This window comes from Mycoplasmopsis pulmonis (assembly GCF_900660575.1).
Classification (GTDB): domain Bacteria; phylum Bacillota_I; class Bacilli_A; order Mycoplasmatales; family Metamycoplasmataceae; genus Mycoplasmopsis_B; species Mycoplasmopsis_B pulmonis.
Genome location: NZ_LR215008.1, coordinates 316,304 through 336,470, shown reverse-complemented (window position 1 = coordinate 336,470; position 20,167 = coordinate 316,304). Strand labels below are relative to the sequence as shown.

The 20,167-nt window shown below is 27.3% G+C and carries 19 protein-coding genes, 1 tRNA gene and 1 pseudogene; 16 read left to right on the top strand and 5 right to left on the bottom strand.

Translation table 4 applies throughout. From position 1 onward, the window contains the following. Nucleotides 1–10: 10 nt before the first annotated feature. From EXC36_RS01420 to EXC36_RS01410, 3 genes are all read left to right on the top strand, one after another. Nucleotides 11–499 carry a metallophosphoesterase family protein gene (locus tag EXC36_RS01420; RefSeq protein WP_010925106.1) on the top strand — a complete coding sequence of 163 codons (489 nt, stop codon included), beginning with the start codon at nt 11–13 and terminating at the stop codon, nt 497–499. Between the two features lie 66 nt (nt 500–565). Then, nucleotides 566–1,489 (top strand): Cof-type HAD-IIB family hydrolase, encoded by a 924-nt coding sequence (locus EXC36_RS01415; protein ID WP_010925105.1) that lies wholly within the window; start codon nt 566–568, stop codon nt 1,487–1,489. Then, the gene (locus EXC36_RS01410) at nt 1,479–2,210 is read left to right on the top strand and encodes a ribonuclease HIII (protein WP_010925104.1); all 732 of its coding nucleotides are present in this window, start codon (nt 1,479–1,481) and stop codon (nt 2,208–2,210) included. Before EXC36_RS01415 ends, EXC36_RS01410 begins: the two co-directional genes overlap by 11 nt. A 39-nt stretch (nt 2,211–2,249) precedes the next feature. Here the strand turns inward: EXC36_RS01410 and EXC36_RS01405 are convergent, their stop codons facing one another. Next, nucleotides 2,250–3,173, bottom strand: a complete 924-nt coding sequence (locus EXC36_RS01405; protein ID WP_010925103.1) for a hypothetical protein — start codon at nt 3,171–3,173, stop codon at nt 2,250–2,252. 204 nt (nt 3,174–3,377) lie between these two features. On the opposite strand from EXC36_RS01405, the gene EXC36_RS01400 reads away from it, so the two are divergent. After that, nucleotides 3,378–4,268, top strand: coding sequence for an RluA family pseudouridine synthase (locus EXC36_RS01400; protein WP_129690123.1), 891 nt, complete (start codon nt 3,378–3,380; stop codon nt 4,266–4,268). A gap of 79 nt (nt 4,269–4,347) precedes the next feature. Then, nucleotides 4,348–5,730 (top strand): amino acid permease, encoded by a 1,383-nt coding sequence (locus tag EXC36_RS01395; protein ID WP_129690121.1) that lies wholly within the window; start codon nt 4,348–4,350, stop codon nt 5,728–5,730. On the opposite strand, the gene EXC36_RS01390 is transcribed toward EXC36_RS01395, so the two are convergent. Continuing rightward, a complete protein-coding gene (locus tag EXC36_RS01390) occupies nt 5,630–6,832 on the bottom strand; it encodes an IS3-like element IS1138B family transposase (protein WP_129690119.1) in 1,203 nt (400 codons plus the stop codon). The genes EXC36_RS01395 and EXC36_RS01390 overlap by 101 nt on opposite strands. On the opposite strand from EXC36_RS01390, the gene EXC36_RS01385 reads away from it, so the two are divergent. The 4 genes from EXC36_RS01385 to EXC36_RS01370 all read left to right on the top strand — a co-directional run bounded on the left by EXC36_RS01385 (nt 6,824) and on the right by EXC36_RS01370 (nt 9,075). Next, nucleotides 6,824–7,204: a hypothetical protein gene (locus EXC36_RS01385; RefSeq protein ID WP_129690117.1), complete on the top strand. Its 381-nt coding sequence runs from the start codon at nt 6,824–6,826 to the stop codon at nt 7,202–7,204. The genes EXC36_RS01390 and EXC36_RS01385 overlap by 9 nt on opposite strands. A 104-nt stretch (nt 7,205–7,308) precedes the next feature. Beyond that, nucleotides 7,309–8,184 carry an ECF transporter S component gene (locus EXC36_RS01380; RefSeq protein WP_050780365.1) on the top strand — a complete coding sequence of 292 codons (876 nt, stop codon included), beginning with the start codon at nt 7,309–7,311 and terminating at the stop codon, nt 8,182–8,184. Nucleotides 8,185–8,221: 37 nt separating this feature from the next. Then, entirely contained in the window at nt 8,222–8,896 is a 675-nt protein-coding gene (gene plsY / locus EXC36_RS01375; protein WP_129690115.1) for a glycerol-3-phosphate 1-O-acyltransferase PlsY, read from the top strand. Between the two features lie 105 nt (nt 8,897–9,001). Next, a tRNA-Gly gene (locus EXC36_RS01370) sits at nt 9,002–9,075 on the top strand. A 27-nt stretch (nt 9,076–9,102) separates the two neighbouring features. On the opposite strand, the gene EXC36_RS03970 is transcribed toward EXC36_RS01370, so the two are convergent. Next, complete coding sequence (locus EXC36_RS03970; protein WP_165152507.1) at nt 9,103–9,258, bottom strand: hypothetical protein; 156 nt, start codon at nt 9,256–9,258, stop codon at nt 9,103–9,105. 91 nt (nt 9,259–9,349) lie between these two features. Here EXC36_RS03970 and EXC36_RS01365 point away from each other — a divergent pair, with 91 nt between their 5' ends. From EXC36_RS01365 to EXC36_RS01335, 7 genes and pseudogenes are all read left to right on the top strand, one after another. After that, the gene (locus tag EXC36_RS01365) at nt 9,350–10,909 is read left to right on the top strand and encodes an MATE family efflux transporter (protein ID WP_010925097.1); all 1,560 of its coding nucleotides are present in this window, start codon (nt 9,350–9,352) and stop codon (nt 10,907–10,909) included. A 100-nt stretch (nt 10,910–11,009) separates the two neighbouring features. Continuing rightward, nucleotides 11,010–12,002 carry a ZIP family metal transporter gene (locus tag EXC36_RS01360; protein ID WP_010925096.1) on the top strand — a complete coding sequence of 331 codons (993 nt, stop codon included), beginning with the start codon at nt 11,010–11,012 and terminating at the stop codon, nt 12,000–12,002. 12 nt (nt 12,003–12,014) lie between these two features. After that, the gene (locus tag EXC36_RS01355; protein ID WP_010925095.1) at nt 12,015–12,572 is read left to right on the top strand and encodes a hypothetical protein; all 558 of its coding nucleotides are present in this window, start codon (nt 12,015–12,017) and stop codon (nt 12,570–12,572) included. Between the two features lie 146 nt (nt 12,573–12,718). Then, the gene (rplJ, locus tag EXC36_RS01350; RefSeq protein WP_041364021.1) at nt 12,719–13,225 is read left to right on the top strand and encodes a 50S ribosomal protein L10; all 507 of its coding nucleotides are present in this window, start codon (nt 12,719–12,721) and stop codon (nt 13,223–13,225) included. Between the two features lie 45 nt (nt 13,226–13,270). After that, complete coding sequence (gene rplL / locus EXC36_RS01345) at nt 13,271–13,639, top strand: 50S ribosomal protein L7/L12 (protein ID WP_010925093.1); 369 nt, start codon at nt 13,271–13,273, stop codon at nt 13,637–13,639. Between the two features lie 180 nt (nt 13,640–13,819). After that, nucleotides 13,820–16,141: pseudogene (gene mip / locus EXC36_RS01340) on the top strand (Ig-specific serine endopeptidase MIP); the annotation flags it as partial. Between the two features lie 8 nt (nt 16,142–16,149). Further along, nucleotides 16,150–16,641: an MPN499 family protein gene (locus EXC36_RS01335; protein WP_010925091.1), complete on the top strand. Its 492-nt coding sequence runs from the start codon at nt 16,150–16,152 to the stop codon at nt 16,639–16,641. 83 nt (nt 16,642–16,724) lie between these two features. Here EXC36_RS01335 and EXC36_RS04085 read toward each other — a convergent pair whose 3' ends face one another. Further along, the gene (locus EXC36_RS04085) at nt 16,725–19,070 is read right to left on the bottom strand and encodes an ATP-binding cassette domain-containing protein (protein WP_129690111.1); all 2,346 of its coding nucleotides are present in this window, start codon (nt 19,068–19,070) and stop codon (nt 16,725–16,727) included. Further along, nucleotides 19,063–20,115: an ABC transporter ATP-binding protein gene (locus EXC36_RS01325; RefSeq protein WP_041364358.1), complete on the bottom strand. Its 1,053-nt coding sequence runs from the start codon at nt 20,113–20,115 to the stop codon at nt 19,063–19,065. Before EXC36_RS01325 ends, EXC36_RS04085 begins: the two co-directional genes overlap by 8 nt. Nucleotides 20,116–20,167 lie beyond the last annotated feature (52 nt).

Here is a 20,167-nt window from a genome sequence, read left to right as displayed (position 1 = left end):
AAGTTGAATTATGAAAACAACAATATTAATAATTTCGGATATCCACGGAGATCTAAAGACTTTAGAAAAAATACTAAAAAGTCAAAGTTATGACTATGCAATTAGTGCAGGAGATCATTTGCTATCATATGATTTAATGCAAAAGTATTTTGACTTTTTTGTAGCTGGTAACAATGATTTTGATCAAGCAAGAACTAGCCTTGATTTTGAAATAATGGGCAAAAAAATTCATCTTGAACATGGTCATTTAATTGGTTCATATAATCAACTAATAAATTCAAAATTTATGGAAAAAGTTTTGAAAAATTCAAGCTTTGATATTTTAATTTATGGTCACTCACATATGAATCTTTTAACTAAATATGAAGACAAAATTGCAATTAATCCAGGATCAATATCACTTCCTAGATTTTCCTCACAAAAATCATTTGCAATTTTAACCATAGCAAACAATAAAATGAATGTAGAATTTAAAAATGTTGAAACTTTAGACATTTAATATATAATGGATGCCAAAAATAGAAGAATTAATTTAACAATATAACAATGATAATTAAGGAATTAGATGAAAAAAAATAATCAAAAAGATAAGCTGCTAATATGTGTTGATTTAGACGGAACACTTTTGTCTAAATCATCTACAAACGAAATTCATGAAGAAACAATTAAATGAGTAAAGGAAGCTTCAAACCAAGGACACCATGTTTGTATTTTAACTGGAAGGCCATGGCGAAGCACCAAAACAATCTATCAAAGACTTGGTTTAAATACAATTGTTGGAAATCAAAATGGAGCTCAAATTCACAATCCAAGTGATCAAAACTTTGTTCCAACAATTCATTATTTAAATCTTAATGAAATGCTTTATATAATTGGTGATGAAAAAATCCAAAAAGAAATGACTAACTTAGCAATTGAAGGGCTAGGATGGGTTCAAATTCAAAAAAGAGACCCTGTTTTAGAGAGTATCTTTGGTTTTAAAGATGCTGAAAAATTTGTTGTTGGAATTGATTTAAATAAAATTCCTCTTAAGCCAACTGGAATTGTCTTTGATGTAAAAGAAACAACTGATCCGGTAGAGCTTCAATCATTTATGACTAAAAAATATGGTGATCTAGGTGAGTTTTCATATTGATCAAAAGGTAAAGAATCAACTTCAGTTTTTGACATAACTAGCCTTGGAGTTAATAAAGGAAAAGTTGTTCCTTTACTAAGAAGATACTATGATATCCCATGAGAAAATACTGTTTCAATTGGAGATAGTTTTAATGACGTTCCGATGTTTAAAAAAACTAATATTTCAGTTACTGTTAAAAATGCAGATCCTGAAATTAAATCATGATCAACTGTTAGATGAAACAAAACCAATGAAGAAGGTGGTGTTGGTCTTTATCTAAAAAAACTCCTAGAAGATCCTCAAGCAGAAATTGAAAAGTCGCTAGAAATACATAAAAAAAATAGACTAAAAAGGAAAGAAAATGCAAATTAAAGAAATACAAGATGTCCATGAACTTCAGCAAGAGCTTGCTAACAAAAAAGTTCTTGGAATCGATGAAACTGGCGTGGGTGATTACTTTACTCCATTAGTAGCTGCAGTTGCAGTTGTTAGTGAAGAAAATGTTCAAAAATTAATTGACCTTGGAGTTAAAGATTCAAAAAAACTTTCTGATTCAAAAATTCAACAATTAGCCTCTATTATTAAAGAAAATGAACTAGCTAAATTTAAAGTTGCACATATTGGACCAAAAGGTTACAATAATATGACTAAAAAAAATAATGCAAATGAGATCAAAACCTTTGTTCATTTAAAAGCTTTAAAAGAAGCAAAGTTCACAATTAAAACAAATGATTTTGATTGTGTTTTAATTGATCAATATTCAACTGAAAATGCAATTAAGGGATATCTTGAAAAATGATTTGACCCAAGCATGAAATGAGCTGGTTTTAGAAAAATAAACAAACCAATTTATTTAACTTATCAAGCAGAGTCAAAACACATTTCAGTGGCTGTTGCTTCAATTATGGCAAGAGATTTTTTAATCAATAAAATGAAAGAATATAATGCTTTATATGGAGTAGAACTTCCTTTAGGAGCTAGTGAGGCTGTAAAACAATTTAGCCGCGATTTTATTGAAAAAAACACTTCAAATGAAAAAGAAAAAGCCATCCTTATGAATGAAATGATGAAAAATTTCAAATTAGAAGATTAATTTAAAAACAAAAGCACACTTGATTTTGAGTGTGCTTTTTTATTCTTTTATTTTTTTGGAAATATATTTTGTTACATTTGAATCAAGGTAGTTAAAAACATAAACTCCTTTATTTTCAATGTCTTTAGATACACTAAAGTGCTCAGGGGTATAGTTGTTGTTTTGACTAGTTATACTTTGTTTAAATTTTTCATTTAAATAAATTGTGTTTTCAAAGGCATAAGTTAAATTAGAAGCTTGAATGTTTTCTACAATAGCTGGATCTTTTTCTTTGTTTAGTTCAAACAAAATAAAATTAAAGTATTTTCCTTTTTTAACAAACTCATTAATTAATCAAAGATCCTTAAATTTCTTTCTTAGTCTATAAACAAAAAGTGGAATAATTGAAGTTAAAAAAATAGCTAAGTCAAAATATTTAACAATGCTTTGATTTTTATTATTTTTAAAAATAAATTTTAAGATGTATTGCTCACCTAATTCTTCGATTGAAAAATTAACAAAGCACTCATCTTTTAAGTATTGATATAAAAAATTATTAAAGATTTGTTGAGGCTCATCTTTCATCTTTTTTATTGAAAGAGCAAAAAATAAAAACTCTTCTTTTTGCTCTTTAGATTCAAGTAAATTTTGAAAATATAAATCGACATTAAAAGGATCAAAATAATTGATGATTTTATTGGCAGAGACAAATCTAAAATTAGTGTTTAAATCCTCTATTAACTCGAAGTTTAAACCATTAACTTCAAATTTTTTTCTACCTGCTCTTTTAGTGATAAATTCTTGAGAAGCAATGTAGACTTGATCTTTGTCTTCAATGTCAAAATAATCAACTCCTCAACTATATTTTTTAGCTGTATTAAATTGATCTTTGATGATTAAATTATCTGCATAATCATAGACTTTTTCTTGATATTTAAATTTGTCAAATCACAATTGATCAATCTTTTTTTGTCTTTCATCCATAGAATCTAATTATACTTAATATCAACTTCTAAGTCTTTTGATTTTTAAACAAAATTACCAAAGAATTTGCTTTGAAAAAGCTTTGTTTTATAATTTTTTTCAAAGTTAAAAGCTATTAAAAAATTAACAAAATAAACTCAAAAATTTAAAAAATAAATTTAGTTTTTTGATACAATAAAAAAATTTTTACATATAATTGTTTTTATGTTAAAGATGACAAGCAAATACTCAGAAAGAATAGACAAATACATCAGTGATAATTCAGCCATTTCTAGAAATGACATTAAAAGTCTAATTCTAGAAAAAGCTGTTTTTGTCAATGGTAAAGTTATCCAAAAACCAAACTTCATTTTAAAGCCAGATGCTGAAATTGAAGTTATTAAAGTTATTGATAAAACCATTGATTTAAAACCTGAAAAAATGGATCTAGATATTGTCTATGAAGATGAGCATTTAATTGTCATTAACAAGCCCTCAGGACTAGTGGTACATCCAGCTCCAGGGCATTATTCGCAAACTTTGGTAAATGGGTTAATTTATCACTTCAAGAATCTTTCAAATGAAAATGGACTTTTAAGACCTGGCATTGTTCATAGAATTGACAAAGACACATCAGGACTTTTAATAATTGCTAAAACAAATCAAGTTCATCAATTACTAGCTAAGATGCTAAAAAATCATGAAATTAAAAGAAGTTATATTGCGATAGTTGAAGGATTTTTTGAAAATAAAATTGTTCATTTAAACCTTCCAATTGGACGTTCTCAAAAAGATCGAAAAAAAACGGAAATTACAAATAATAATTCAAAAAATGCCATTACTCATGTTTATTTAATAAAACAATTCTATTATGAAAAACAGCCTCTTTCATTAGTTGAGTGTCAACTAGAAACAGGTAGAACTCATCAAATTAGAGTTCATCTAAATTATTTTAAACATCCTGTGTGGAACGATCCCTTATATGGAAAGTCTTTTAGTGATTATGGACAATATCTTCATGCATATAAATTATTTTTTGTCCACCCAATTACCAATCAAGAATTAACTTTTGAAATTCCAATGCCAGAGGAATTTCAAAGAATTATCAATAACTAAAATAAAGAAAAAAGTTTTCTTTATAATTATAAAATTTAAAAATTTAATTACGTAATTTATTAAATAAGAAAGGTTTTTTATGAGTGAAAAAACATTCAAAAAAGTCGGTTTCTTTGTAGCTCTTTCTATGCTACTAGGATCGGTTGTAGGAATAGGTATTTTCTTTAAAAATGGCTCGGTAGGTAGAGCTGTTGAACACAATGGAACTTCATGACTATTAGCATGAGTTTTTGGTGGAATTATTTCACTTGCAGCTGCTATAAACTTTTCAGAAATTTCATTTTTGAAAAACACAAAAATAGCTGGAATTGGAAACTGATCTCACAAAGTTGGTGACAAAAGATTTGGATATTTTGTAAGTATTTCCTTTACCCTTTTTTATAGTGGTATTATCCAAATCATCCTAGGTTTTTTCACAGCGGAAATATTTTTCCATTGATTGAATTTACTAGGAGCAAACATTAAAATGGAAATGTGACACTCTTTAGTTCTAGGAACCGTAATTTCGTTTATTTTTATCATTTTAAACATTGTTTCAATTAAGGCCTCTGGAGTTTTTCAAGTTATTACAACTATTTTAAAATTTTTACCTCTAATTGCTACTATATTAGTTGGGCTAATCTTTGTAAGCACTCACACTTTAGAGGATGGAGCTAATGCTTTTGTTCCAAATAAAACTAAAAAAATAGGTGAATTTAGCTTTGCAAATGTAATAGCTGCTCTTCCTGCTGTTTTATTTGCATATGATTCATTTATTTCAGTTGGTTCAATTGGTAAAAGAGTTAAAAATTCAGAAAAAACTCTTCCAAAAGTTGTTTTATTTGGAATGATAACAATTGTTATACTTTACTCACTTGTTGCTCTTTCTGCAATTTTGCACAACCAAGGTTCAATTGATGGAATATTAAAAGATTCTCTTTCACCTTCTGTTTCAAATGCAATTAACACTACAGTTTATTCATTCTTATTAATCTCTGCATTAGGTGTTTCAAATGGTCTTATTGCCTCATATGTTCAACAAATAGATTTTCACATTAAATCTAATACTTTAGCAGGGGCTAAAAAAGTTCTAAACTACTTCAAAAAATCAATGTCACAACATGTAGCTGAAATGGTTAGTGCTTTTATATACTGCTTTATCATGTTTGTTTTTTGAAGTTTAATTATCTTGCTTCCAGCAATGATTTTAAACAATGATCAAACAATTGATGGCGCTTCAAACATGCCTACTTACTACTTCTTTATAATCTATGGAATAGTAATTTTACTCTACACAATCAAAAGAGTTAAAAACAAACTAGAAACAAGCAAAAGAATTAATAATATTTTGTTCTATAAACTAGGACAAAAAAAGTGACTATTTAAAAAACACTTAGAACATCTCAGCTTTGTTGAGGTGTTTTTCATTCTAAGATTGATTGTAATCTTTCATTATTGTATCAGTCAATATAATTTTGAATAATTTCTTGCAATTCTTTGAATGATAATTTTGAAATTTTTAGATCATTTAAGCACTCACTTTTGATATTTGAAAAGAAATATTCTGCTTCTCGATTATCAAGTGAATTTGCGATTCTACTCATTGAAATTATCCCATTGTTTTCTTTAATAATTTCACTATACTGATTTGATGAATATTGACTTCCATGATCTGAGTGAATTATTCACTCTTTATCAAATTTGATTTTAGAAATATGATCTAAAACTAACTTAACATCATTTCTTTTACTTAGATTTCAATTAATTATTTTCTTGCTTTGATGATGAATTGCAATCGATAAATAAACATGATTGTTAATTGCATCTTTGGGGCTTGGAATATAAGTTACATCAGTGGCAACTATGTTGTTAAATTTGCCATTGTAGTCTCTTTGAATTAGATTTTGATATTTAGTATTAAGATTTTTAATTTCATTTTTTCTTTTTGCTCTTCTAATTTTGCAAAAAAGATTTAATTTAAGCAAAATTCTATCTATTTTTCGATAGTTTATATACCTTTTATATTTATTTTGAATATAAATTTCTAATCTTTTTCTACCAAATATACCTTTGTTTTCATGAAATGATTTTCTAATAATTTCTTCAATTTCTTGATCTTTTTTCGGCTCTGCAAGTTTAGGTTTTTTTCAAGAATAATATGTTGATTTTGAAAAGAGAAATTCTTTTCATGAAATTTTAGTTAATATTTTTTCTTTATCTTTATGTTCTTTAATTTTTTTTCGAATTTCTTTTTCACTAATGTCATCAAAAATTATTCTATAAATTTTAACAATCTCTTCTAATTCTTCTCTTGTATATTCATTAACTTCTTTTCTTTTTGGTGGTCTACCGTTATTTTTTTTGTTAGCTGTAGATTTGCCAGTTTGTGAAATTAAAGATTGTTCATCTTTTTGAAAAGCAGAATATTTTTTGAAAAATCAAGATTTTACATATGTATTTTTTCAATCTTTACCAATATTTTTGTTTACTAAAAATATATATTTTTTTATATTAATTTTTCCATCATAAAATTCTTCATATAATGAAAATCATTTCTTTCATTGTTCTGGTTTTAGTTGTTTCATAAACACTCCTATTTAAAGTATATTTTAAAAAGTGTTTTTTATTTTTTTGTCCCAGTTTACTATACAGCAGCTTTTTTCTCACTTGGCGGAATTTTAGTTTTAACAATTATATCAACATATTTAATATTTGCTGATCTATTTAAAAGTGATTTTAAATCTTCATGAGGAGTATTTTTAGGAGGAGATGGTGATCTTAGTGCTCTTTCACAATTTTTCATGTACTTAGGTTATCTAGTACTTCTTATAATTATTCCTATTATAAATTGAGCTTTAAAACTATGAATAGATAAAGAAAACATAGTTAAAGACTTTGATAAGTTTGTAGAAATTGAAGAAGTTGAAAAAAATCAACCTTTAAAGCAAAATTATTAAAATTAAGCTTGAATTTAAATCAAGTTAAAGTTATAAAAAATTAGCACAATTTGGTGTTAATTTTTTATTTAATTTTGCTATTATTTATATTAATTGAGTTAAAAATGTCTAAAGAGGTAAAAACATTCTACAAAAATACAAAATTTGTCAATTACTTAAAAAATGAGTTTAGATTCACAACTTTTGATATAGCTATATCAGGAATTTTGTTTGCACTTTCACTAGTTTCATCTTTAATTGTTCATCACACTCTTCCTCCAAGACTAAACATTGATACTGAAATTTTATTTTTTATAACATTTGGAATATTTTTTGGCCCTATTAAAGGCGTTTTTCTTTCTATCATAACCGATACTTTTGCCCTAATTCTAAAAGGTAGAATTGCTTTTTGAATGTGAGAATATGCCATTTCAGCCGTTTTTATTCCTATAATAGCCTCGCTTTTATATCAAATCTATAAAAACAAAAATTTAAAACTTATTTTTATTCCAATTACTATCATTGTAGTTTCTTTAACTGGAGGTTTTACAACTTTTGCTTTTTATAGACCAAAAAAAGGTGTTGACATTTGAATTTGACAAGAAGTAAGCTTTATTAGCTCTATTGTTGTTTCAACTATTGTTGCTCTTGTTTCACTTATTCTAATTTTTTTGTTTTTATTTCTTTATTTAAAAACAAAAAAAGATATCTACTTTAGAATCATTATTGTAATTTGTCTAATTGTCTCAAGCGTTGTTTTATCTAGATGATTAATGGGCCCTTATGCTTTTACTAATTATTTAAATAGGTTCTTACCAAGCAAAAGAGTGCGCCTTCATAAAGATTTATATTTTACTTGACAAGGACCAATAATAATTAAGTCACTTTTTACCATTCCAATTTATTCACTAATACTTGTTCCGCTAATATCAGTTTTAAATTTTGAAAAGCAAAAATACATTGAGAAAAAACAAATTATGTATGTACAAAATCAAATTTAAAAATATTATTTAAATAATAAAGTATAATTTTTGGAATATGCCTGATTTTGTTATTGTTTTAATAAATTTAGCTTTTTGTCTAGGAGCTTATCTTTTTGGTTCAATTAATTTTTCAATTATTTATTCAAAATTTAAAAAAAATGATGTTAGAAAGCTAGGAAGCGGCAATGCAGGATCAACTAATGTTTTAAGAAACTTTGGAGTTAAAATTGCCCTAGTTATTTTTGCCCTTGATATATTAAAAACTTACCTTGCTAGTCTTTTAGTCTATTTTGTAAATCTCTATGCTTTTAAAGACTCAGTTGTTGTTTTTCATGCAGTAGCTTATTGTGTTGTTATTGGTCATATTTTCCCAATCTGGCACAAATTCAAAGGTGGCAAAGGTGCAGCTTCAACTCTTGGCTATATCATTTCAGTTAATATCATAATTGCCGTTATTGGTGCAATTGTTTATTTATTGATAATTACCTACTGAAAAAGAATTGTCTCTTTTACAACTCTTATTACCATACCATCACTACTTCCTTTAATGTTTATTCCTTGAATGAGCCAACTTCCCCTAGGATTTATTGCTTATCAATGGCCTTGATGAATTTCACCTTTAGTTTATGTTTTAATCATTTTGCTAGTAATTTGATCTCATCATGAAAACATTAGCAGAATGATCAAAGGCCAAGAAAAAGTTATAAAATGAAATAAAACTTCAAAATAAATTTTGAAAAATTAGCTATTAAAAGGCTTAAAAAATTAATAAAATTTTTTAAAAAAATTTCATTGAATATTTATAAAAATATGTATAATATCCAATGGAAACAATGCAAGTGTAGTTTAATGGTAGAACTTCAGCCTTCCAAGCTGATTGTGAGGGTTCGATTCCCTTCACTTGCTCCAAATCATTTTATGACCACAAAAGATCTTCTAGAATCTTTTTTTTATATAAACAAAAGAAGCAACAGCTAAAGCAAAAACAGCAAGCAAAATCAAGACAACAAAAGCTATTGTAAAATACAAAAAGACTTTTTTTATTGACTTATTATTAGTTTGCAATTTTGTAGTTGGCTGATTTTTATCCATAATTAATCCTTTCTTTTACTAGATATCAAAAGCTTAATAGAAGATAAAGCTAGGCAATTTTGTTAATATAGATATTATCTTATAGATTTATATGCAAAAAATAATTTTTAAAAATATCAAGAACTATTTTCCAGATAGTAAAAAACAATGGAAAAAGTATTTAAAATACTCAGTGCCAATGATCATTACATCATTGTTTTTTTCACTTAATGGTTTTGTTGATAATTTTATGGTAACTCACATTGACAAAGGAGTTGACTCTCTTTCTTATGCCAATGGTTGAACTGCCATTTACGGAGCTTTTTTAAGCGGTGTTAGTGTAGTGGGCTCTGTTATTGTTGGACAGCTCTTAGGAGCTAAAGAATATGATAAGGTTAAAATGACTATTCGAATTAGAGTTTTAGTTTCTGTAATCTTTGTCATTATTTTTGGAGGCCTAGCTTTAATTATCCCTGAAAATTACATCTACTTTTTTGCCAAGGGCCAAATTAGCCAAAAAACATTAGATCAATCAGTTAAATACCTAAGATTAATAGTTATAAGCTGATTTATGCTCTCATGAACTACTCCAATAAGCTCAGTTTTATCTGAAACTGGACAGGCAAAATATGTTTTATACTCTTCAATTCCCTCACTTGTAGCCAATGTTGGACTAAACTCACTTTTAATGTATGGACTAAAAATGGGTGTTGAAGGAGCAGCTTATGCTTCCATAGGAGCTCGTTTTTTAGGAATTTTTACAGATAGCTATTTTTTCTATAAAAAAATACCTGAAATTTCAATTACTCCTTGATCACTTTTTAAAATTTCAAAAAATGCTTGAAAAAGATTTTTAAAAAGATTTTATGCAGCATTTTTAACAATTGGGGTTTTATTTTTAATTATTTCACGCTCAATCATGTTCAATAGCGCTTTTCCAGAAGGCTCAATTGGACAAAAAGATTGAAACATTGGAGCAGCTGGTATTATGGGACTAGCTAGTACCATTACTCAAACTTTTTTAGCTGTTTTTTATACAGTTAGCTCCAATGTTGCTATTTTTGTTGGTAAGCACCTAGGAAGAAGAAACTTTCAAAAAGCCATTAAAAATGCAAGTGCTCTAAAAGGCTTTCACACCTTAATAGCTACTTTTTTTTCAATAATTTTAATTATTTTTGCCTTTTTAGTTCCCTATGCTAGAGCTCTTGCCTCAGGGGTCTATGAAGATATAACCTCACGAGGATTTGAGCCAAGTTATGCCATTGAAGCTCAAAATGTTTATCTAAATCAACTAAAGTGAATTTTATTAATTATTGCCCTATGAACTCCTGTGTGAATGTGATATGTTACTTCCTTAACACTAATAGCCTCTGGAGGAAAAACAAATCTTTCTTCATTTGTTGATTTTTCTGTTTCAACTTTTTCATTTTTATGACTAGTCTTTGTTACTTATGTAATTGTTCCAAATACAAATTTAAGCCTTGCTCTAATGTATTTAATTTTCCAAAGCATCTCAATAATTGAAATTACTATTTTTGAAATTGTTTATCTTAAAGCTGATTGAGCAATCCACATAGATGATATTAAAAGAAATCCTTTATCAATTTTAAAAATAGTACGTTTTAATAGAAAAAACAAGTATTTATCAGAGCAATATAACAAAGATGAATAAAAATTAGCTTATAAAGCTAAAACATCTATATAATTTAACAATACCTTAATAAGAATTTTTAATAGATTAAATTAGTTAATCTATTGTAGAATGAGTTTAAATGTTTCCATATAAAGCCAATGATTTTGGTGGTAATATTAACCTAGCCATTTTTATAAATTTAATTATTTACTCAATTATTTTATTAATTTCTCCAATAATACTAGTATTTTTGGTCTCTTTAGTAAGACCCAAAATTAAAAAGCAAAACAACATTTTGCTCTATTCATTTAGCTCAGCTATGCTTTTGATTTTAGGTACAGTTGGCTTTATTAAAGAAGGCTATAGTGAAATTGAAATAGCCCTTCATAGCTCTCAAAGCTACCTAACAAACGGTTCAATAACCAAAGAACAATTTTTAATAGCTGCCATCATTGGCTCAGGAGCTCTTGTTGGTCTTATGAGCGTTTTTATTCTAAGAGCTTTTTTTTCACGTTTTTTTAAAGAAGTCCATGTTGACCACACTGAGCACTCTCATAGCGATCACATCATAAACTTTAGTGACATCGACAATCCCAAAGCTGCATGGCTAGCAATTTTATTACTTCTTTCTCATAGAACAATTGATGGCTTTGTTCTTGGAGCTACAGTTAGTAGAATAACTCAAGGAGATAAAATAAATATTGGACTAATTGTAACTTTTAATCTCCACATTTTAATAGAGATCTTAATTGTTTACTACCGCCAAGTTCAATATGGACAAAACACTAAAAAAGCTATGCTTTATAATTTCATTAGTGTTTTAATATTAATTCCAATTATGACTATTGGAGCTTTTATTAATCGATTTTTAAGTCAAATTTGATGATTACTTCCTTTTATTTATGCCAGTGGTGGAACAATTATTGCTTTTGTAGCCGTCATTGAATTGGTTCCTGAGTTTATTCACCTAAGAAATGACTCCAAAAAAACATGGTATTTTACCCTTATTTCTTTTGGCTGTGGAATAATTTTTACCTTAGTCATCCTTTCTTTTCACAGCCACTCTTCCAATGTAGAAATAGGCTCTGGAGGCGGAGGAATATTAGAAAGCCATTTATTTAAACTACTTTAGAAAAGAGCTTTTATGAAACTAAAAAAAATAAAATTTTTTACCTTATTTTCAACTTTTGCACTAATGAGCCCTTTTTTAATTTCTTGCTCAAAACAAAGCCAAGATAATCAAAGTCAACAAAACACTCAAGATCAAAAAAAGACCAATAATGTCCAAAGCAACTCTGATGTTGCAAAAGAGCTAATTAAAAATTTTAACTTCAAAGCAGGTTCTGAAATTTCCAAACTTAACTCAGAAAAATACTATGAAGAATTTAGAAAAATCTTTAGACAAGATCCTTCAAAAAATGTTTTTGAAAAAACACTAAAAAGCTTTGATGCTCTTTCAAAATACCTTGTTTTTGAAAGAGCTAAAGTTTTTTCTCCCCATTTTTATAAGCTTGGGATAGTTCAAAAAACTGGAGCAACTCCAAAAAAAGTTGAATTTGAAAATATTTTGGGAAAAAAAGAGGTAGTTACAATTCCTAAAAACTCTATTTACTTAGAAGTTTCTATATGACATAAGATTCCTTCTAAGGATTTTTTAGAAGCTAAAAAAATTTTGATTCAAAGTTTTGATCAAGAGCAATAATTTTTTTATTTTTTTCATAAATTAAAGTAAAATTGCTTTGCAATATATAAAGACAGAAACGAGTTATAAGCTTTAATAATGTTTCCTAGTATATGTTTTATCCCTGTTGCACTATTAATTATTTTATAAAAATTGAGGAGGTGAAAATGCACATCGAATCAAAAAATAGACAAATTAAAAAAGATATAGTTGTTGAAATTACTAAAAAAATTAATGATTCTCAATCACTATTTTTAGCTGAATATCGTGGTTTAACAGTTGCTAAACTTTTAAATCTTAGAAAAGAAGCTAAAAAACATAATGTCGAAATTAAAGTTTACAAAAATCGTCTAGTTAAATTGGCAACTCAAAAACTAGGACACTCAGATTTAGATAAATTTTTAGTAGGACCAAATTTGTTTGTTTTTAGTAATGAACTAGGTATGGATGGAGCTAAAGTTTTAGCTGAATTTGCTAAGAAAAACAAAAAACTAGTTCTAAAAGCTGGAATTTTTGATGGAAAAGTTGTTGATGCAGCTGGAGTAAAAGCTGTTGCTGAACTTCCAACATATGAAGAAGCTCTTACAATCTTGGCTTCTTCACTACTTGGACCTTTAAGACAAATTTCATTGTCTTTCAAGCTTCTAGTAGATGAAAACAAACTTTCTAATTAATAACTAAACTAATATAAATTTAAATACAAAAAAGGAGAAATAAATATGGCAAAATTAACAAAAGAAACTTTTATAGCTTCTCTTAAAGAAATGAACATTCAAGAAGTTATGGAATTAGTTCAAGCAATGAAAGATGAATTTGGAATTGACCCTTCAGCTGTTGCAGTTGCTGCTGGACCAGCTGCTGAAGTTAGTGAAGAAAAAACATCATTTAATGTTATTCTTAAATCAGATGGTGGAGCTAAAATTGCTGTTATTAAAGCAATTAAAGAAGCTCTTGGTCTATCAATAATGGATGCTAAAAAAATGGTAGAATCAACTCCAGTTGCTATTAAAGAAAACCTAAAAGCTGATGAAGCTGAAGAGTTAAGAAAATCTATAGCAGCCTCAGGTGCTGAAGTTGTAGTTGAATAATCACTTTTTTAACTAAAAAATTTAAAACCAATTTTCTAGCAAAATTGGTTTTTTTACATTACTTTTAAAGTTAAAACCTTTAAAAAAGTTCTAAAATGGTATAATTAGCATCATAATATTTAACTTTATTTAAGGAGTTTTTAGATGAAAGTAAAAGTTACTAAATTAAAAAACAAAAAACAAATTTACAAAATCTTTTCTTCTTTTGCCCTGCTAGCAATGCCAAGTATTGCTTTGTCTTCTTGTTCAAAGAATTCTGATGAAAAAGTTGTAATTTCAAAACCAAAAAGCCCAGTTAATCCAAATGTACAAAACAATCAAAGTGGCTCAACTGAACAAACAAAGCAAGTTGAGCCTAATAAAAAAGACTTAGATAAAAACAATAGCTCTGAGTCATCTAAAAATAGTAGCTCTTCTAGCGATGATAGACCAATCATAAGTAATGATCCTTATGCAGATGTAATAAGTAGCTCTGAAAATCCAGATCAAAAAGTTGATATAAAATTAAAAGATTATTCATCAGAAGGTTTTAGAAGCACTTTTGGGCTAAATACAGACTTTCTTGATTCATTTCCTTCTGAAATATCAGTTTCACTTAAGCCTCAATTTAAAGATAAATATACCATAGTAGAGTCTAAAACTAAAAGAGTTCCTTATCTTGATTCAAATGGCAAGGATATCTCTCAGCTAGAGGGTAAAGTTAAATTTGAAATTACTTTACAAGATAAAGAAAATTCAAACAAAGAAATACTAACTTATGGATTTTTAACAGGTTTTGTAGGATTAAAAAATTATGCAAAAGCCTCTCATGAACAACAATATAACTTTGAAAACAAATTTTATACTGATGCAACAAAAGGATATTTAAAATCTGAAAAAATTTGAGATGGTAAAAATATTGATCCAAAATTTAGACCAGACACTAATGCAAGCACTCAAGATCAAGAAAACTATAACAAAAAAGCTGAAGAATTAAAAATGGACAATTGATATAACTCATATGCTAAAGGGCATAGTGTTGCTAGTTATTCAAATAACCAATTTCAAGGAATAGCAATCAAAGAGGACAAAATTGTTCCAAAAACTGGTTTAAATAATGCGCATTTAGTCAATGGTGGAAATATCTATCGAAACAAAGGTGTTGCACGACTTTTATTAAATGAAACTTATAAAAAAATAGCTGAGCAATCATATTCAGTTCAATTTACCTCTAAAAAAGTAGGTAATCTAGCAAACACTAACTCAGGAACTATGTGAATTTTAGATTATGTAAAAGAGCCAAATAAAGCTTATCCAACAAAATGACTTTTTGCAACTAATGTTCATGTAAGTTCATCTCTTAATTCAAATACTGATTTCATTCGAGCCTATACAGTAAAAAAAGACACTCCATTACTAGAAAAACTAACTCACACTGACTTTTTGATTAGTGATGAAGCTAAAAAGAAGTCAAATTTTATGCAATACACATTAAATACTAGAGCAATGAGAAAAATCTATGAAGCAACAGATTTTTTAAAGACTTCTCCTAAAGATTTTTTAACACACTCACAAAAGAAAAAATATGCAGATATTGAAGAGTTTGCTGACTTTGCAGTTTTAGAAATCGATTTTGAAAAAATTGACAAAAATTTTATGGGTGATTTTAAAAATGCCTATGAAATGGCTCGTTGTTTTACACACAACTATGCAGAAAGACAGCAAGATCATGTTAAATTTTTAAAAGAGAGTTATTTAAAAAATTATGAAAAAATTGATGCTCCTTTAGAAGACTCAAAACAAACTAACTTTAATGGTGATCAATTATTTGCTTTAGGTTTTCCTACAGCTGAAAATGATTTTTTTGCTAGCGATGATGATAGAAAAAATAAAAATCTTACACCGCAAGAAAGATATGATAGACGACAAAAACTCGCAGAAAAGTTTAGTCTTTGAATAAATGCTGATCCTAAATATTATGATAAATTTGATGATTTAAAAGCTAATACAAATAAATACCCAAATCATTTAAGAGATAATTATTTAAGTAGACAATTAGCTTTTCGCCAATTTAAAGATAAACCTGGAGTTTTTGATGCATTCTTGATTGCACCATTTATTAATGATGATGGTCCACATGTACATAGTGATGGGAAAAAATACTTTAGTTATGGTCTAAACTATTTAATAAAAGACTATGTACCTCCTGGAGGATCAAGTGGAAGTTCTATTAGAAACCAAAATAATGAATTAGTAGGTATTTTCCATAGTGGAAATCAAAGTGCCAATAGTGGAATAGCAGCTGCCTTTCGTTCAGAGGGATTTGATTATCAAGGTTTATATGGAAAATATAAACTTGCTCAATATGATCTAATTTTTGGTGGAGGTAAAGATCAAAAAACTTCATATCGTCAAGCTTTAGCTAAAGCTTATGAAAACTTAGGAGCTAATTTAAAGACTAATATCTTTGCCAATGGAATCTCTGATGATCAAGTTCCAAGTGAATTTCGCTTTAAAAATTAATTATAATTATGGATAAAAAGCTTGAATCTTTTGAAGTTGCTAATTTGAAAATTAACTTTGTCAATGGTTCTTTTTGAGTTATTCCTCCTGTTTGAAAAATCTTTAGTCCCAAAAGAAGAAGTTTTATTAGCAAACACTCAAAAGATTTAAAATCACTAATTGAAAATGAAGGGTTAATTCACAAAGAAGCAATTTTAAATTTTAACTCTGACAGAGAATTTAAATTTTTCAATCAACTTCAACAAATTAGAAAAATAAAGCTAAATATATCTAAAAAACTTTTAGATATTGTTGACAAGGAAGGTTTTTTTGACCAAGAAATTATTGACAATCTTTATATTAGATGAACATTTAAAAGTATTAAGAATGTTTTTAATGGCCTAATTCCTTTTTTTTCACAAAAGTATTACATAGCTCTTTACAATGATGGAAAAACAAAAGTTAAAGATGGTCAAAAGGTAATTTACCAATGAGGAAAATTTGGTTTTTACTTAGTTTAATAAATTATTAACTTTTTAAAAGAGACAAAAAATTATCCACAAAAAAGATGGATAATTTTTTATTAACTTATTATTAATTAAAGTTATTTAGCTTTCACTCATTCTTGAAACTGCTTAGCAGTGGCTAAAACTTGGTGTTGATCTTCAACGTCAAAATATGAGATTTTGTTTGGAAACTTTTGCTCATCTAAATATGAAATATCAAAGTTAGATTTTTTAAAAGGTTCATTTGCATTGGCCATTTTAGGTATTGAATTAAACAAATTGATTGTATATTTATGAATAGGGTTTTCATAAATTTTTTCAGTTTTACCTCTTTCAACAATTTTTCCCAAATGCATAATTAAAATTTTATCAGCTATATATTCAACCATTGAAAGATCGTGGGCAATAAAGACAATTCCAATGTTTTTTTCTTTTCCAAGCTCTTTTAGTAAGTTAACAATTTGAGCTTGAATAGAAATATCAAGTGAAGCTATAGGCTCATCAGCGATTATTAATTTAGGATCAACAATCAAAGCACGAGCTATAACAATTCTTTGTCTTTGACCTCCTGAAAATTCATGAGGATATCGATAGGCAAATTGTTTTAAAAGACCTACATCTTCAAGAGCTTTATAAATTTTTTCTTGTAAAATTACTTTTTTGATGATTTGAGGATAAAAGACTTTGTTGTAGTATTTAAAAAACTTATTATCACTTTCAATTCCATAAAGAATCTTGATATTTTCATATCCTCTTTGGATAACCATAATTTCTTTTTCAAAATTATTAAAGTTTTTTTCTTTTTCTTTTAGGATGTTGTCATATTGAGAAACTATTAAATTAATTTCTTTTTTATCTTTGCCTTTTTGGCTTAATTGATCTTTGACAAAATTTAAAAACTCAGTGTGTTTTTTAGCAAATATTGCTTTAATTCTTTTTTGAACATCCAAAATCTCTTCTTGTCATAAAGACTCAAGTTCTTTGAGTCTTTTGTCTCTTTTTTCTTGACGACTATTAAATTCAATATTGAATTTTTCAACTCCTTGGTCAAAGATTTTTTTAGCTTTTTCATATTCATCTTTTAATTTTTGAATAGTTGGCAAAAAGTCTTTATTATTTTCAGAATTAAAGGCAAAAGATTTTTTGCTTTGAGCTTTTCTATTTTCAAAATCTGCTTTTTCTTTTAAATAAAGGTTTTTGTGCTCTTGAGCTCTTTGTAGATATTTATCAATTTTAAACTTATAAGCATCATAAATTTCAAGAACTAGTTTTTTTTCAAAACCTTTTGAAAAAGTTTTTGGTAAGTTAAATTTATAAATAAAATCTTCATTGTATTTTTTAATTTGCTCTATTAAAAACCTAACTTCATTGAATTTTAAAAAGAATAAAAGGTTAGTATTTAAAAGGTTTTTAAAAAAAGAAACTTTTAATAATTTATAAGATATTTTATTTACTGTTGCTATTAACTTGTAATATGATCACTCTTCATTAGAAGTGGCATCTCAAGCTTTAGAATTGGCAAGCTTGTATTCTAAAAAGAATTCATTAATATAACTTTTGATCATATTAACTGCATTTTCTTTTTTAGTTGCAAAAGATTTTTTAAACTCTCCAAGCAATTTTTTATTTTTATCATAGAGCTCTTTTGCTTTATAGTAGTCTTCACTTTTTTTGTGATATTTATTATAAAGTTCAATTTGTTCTCTAATTGTAGCTAGTTCAATTTCATCTTGGTCAATATTTACTTTATTTCGATAGTCTTTTTGTTTTTCAAAATAAAAGTTATAAAGCTTGTCATAGTTTCGATATTCATTATTAATAACTAATGACTGAATTGAATAATTAGACTCATAGAAATTAAAATAAGAATCAAAAAGATCATCAAATTTTTCTTCAGGAGAAAAAGTTAATTTTTCAAGTTTTTCCTCTCATGAACCAAGGGCTTTTTTAGCACTTTCATATTTAAATTCAAAATTTTCTAGCTTTGTGTCATTAAATTTATCTCTAAAGGTGTAATAGAAATTTTGCTGAACAAGGCTAAGATCTTTTAGAACATCTTTTAACTCTTGTTTTAAAATCCCATTAACAACTAAAGGCTCTTTTAAAATTGAAAAAATATTTTTTTGTCCATTTAATGAAGCATGGGGATCTTGAAAAATCATTTGCATGTTTTTTCTTAAAAACTTTTCTTTTTTTCTTGAGATTCTTTTTCCTGAAATTGGCTTTCCATTTAAAATTACAACTCCGGAATAGTCATCATAAAGACGAATTAAAGATCTTCCAACAGTTGTTTTTCCAGAACCTGACTCTCCAATAAGGCCGACTATTTCTCCTTCTTTAACACTAAATTCAACATTATCAACTGCATTGACTATTCCAAATTTGTTGTGAAAGAATTTCTTTAGATTTTTAACTTCTAAAATAGTTTTACTTTCTTTATTCATTAAAAACCTTTCTAAATGATTCTAGTCTTTTAACAACAGATTCTTTTAACTCAATTTTAGGAGCTTTTTCATGTAAAAGCCAAGTAGCAGCGCTATGAGTAGAGCTTATTTTGAAAAAAGGAGGTTCCTTAACATAATCTAAATCTAGGGCATATTCATTTCTCGGAGCAAAAGCATCTCCTGGAGGAAGATTAGCCATATCCGGAGGAGTTCCTTTAATGGTATAAAGAGCTTTTTCCTTGTTTTCTGGAATGGCACTAATTAAAGCTCAGGTATAAGGATGTTTAGGGTTAGTAAAAATATCTCTTCTAGTTCCTTTTTCAACAACTTTACCTGCATACATTACATAAATGTAGTCACAAAATTTTGCTACAACTGAGATGTTGTGGGAAATAAAAATAATAGCTATTTTATATTTTTCCCTAATTTCATCAAGCAATGATAAAACAGAGGCTTGAACTGTTGGATCAAGAGCAGTTGTTGGCTCATCTGCAATAATTAAATCAGGATTTAAAGCAACAACCATGGCAATAACAACTCTTTGCTTCATCCCACCACTAAAGGTATGAGGATATGAATTAAATTTAGAACGAGCATCTCTAATACCAAAGGTTTCAAGAATATCAACTAAATAATCAATTTTTTCTTTTTTGGTTTTAAATCTTGGATCCTTGTGAAGAACATCTAAAAGTTGCTTACCTATTGTTCTTGTTGGATTTAAAGCAGTTAGAGGATCTTGAGGTATATAACCAACTTTTTTTCCTCTTATTTTAAGTCAATCTTTGTTTTTGATAAATTTGCTTGCATCAATTCCAGAAATGTCCATTTTATCTGAACTAGTTATGTCATTAAAGTTAATACCTAAAAATGATTTGGAAGTAACAGTTTTTCCAGAACCTGACTCTCCTACTAAACCAACTATTTGTGATTTAGCAACTTTTAAATCAATTCCTCTTACAACATGAATCTTTTGTTTTTTGCTAATCTTAAAATAAATATTTAAGTTTTTAACATTTAAAACATAATTACTATCTTTTTTAACCATGTTATTTTGATCAATTTTTTGGCTTTTTTGTTCAATATCATTTGCATGCATA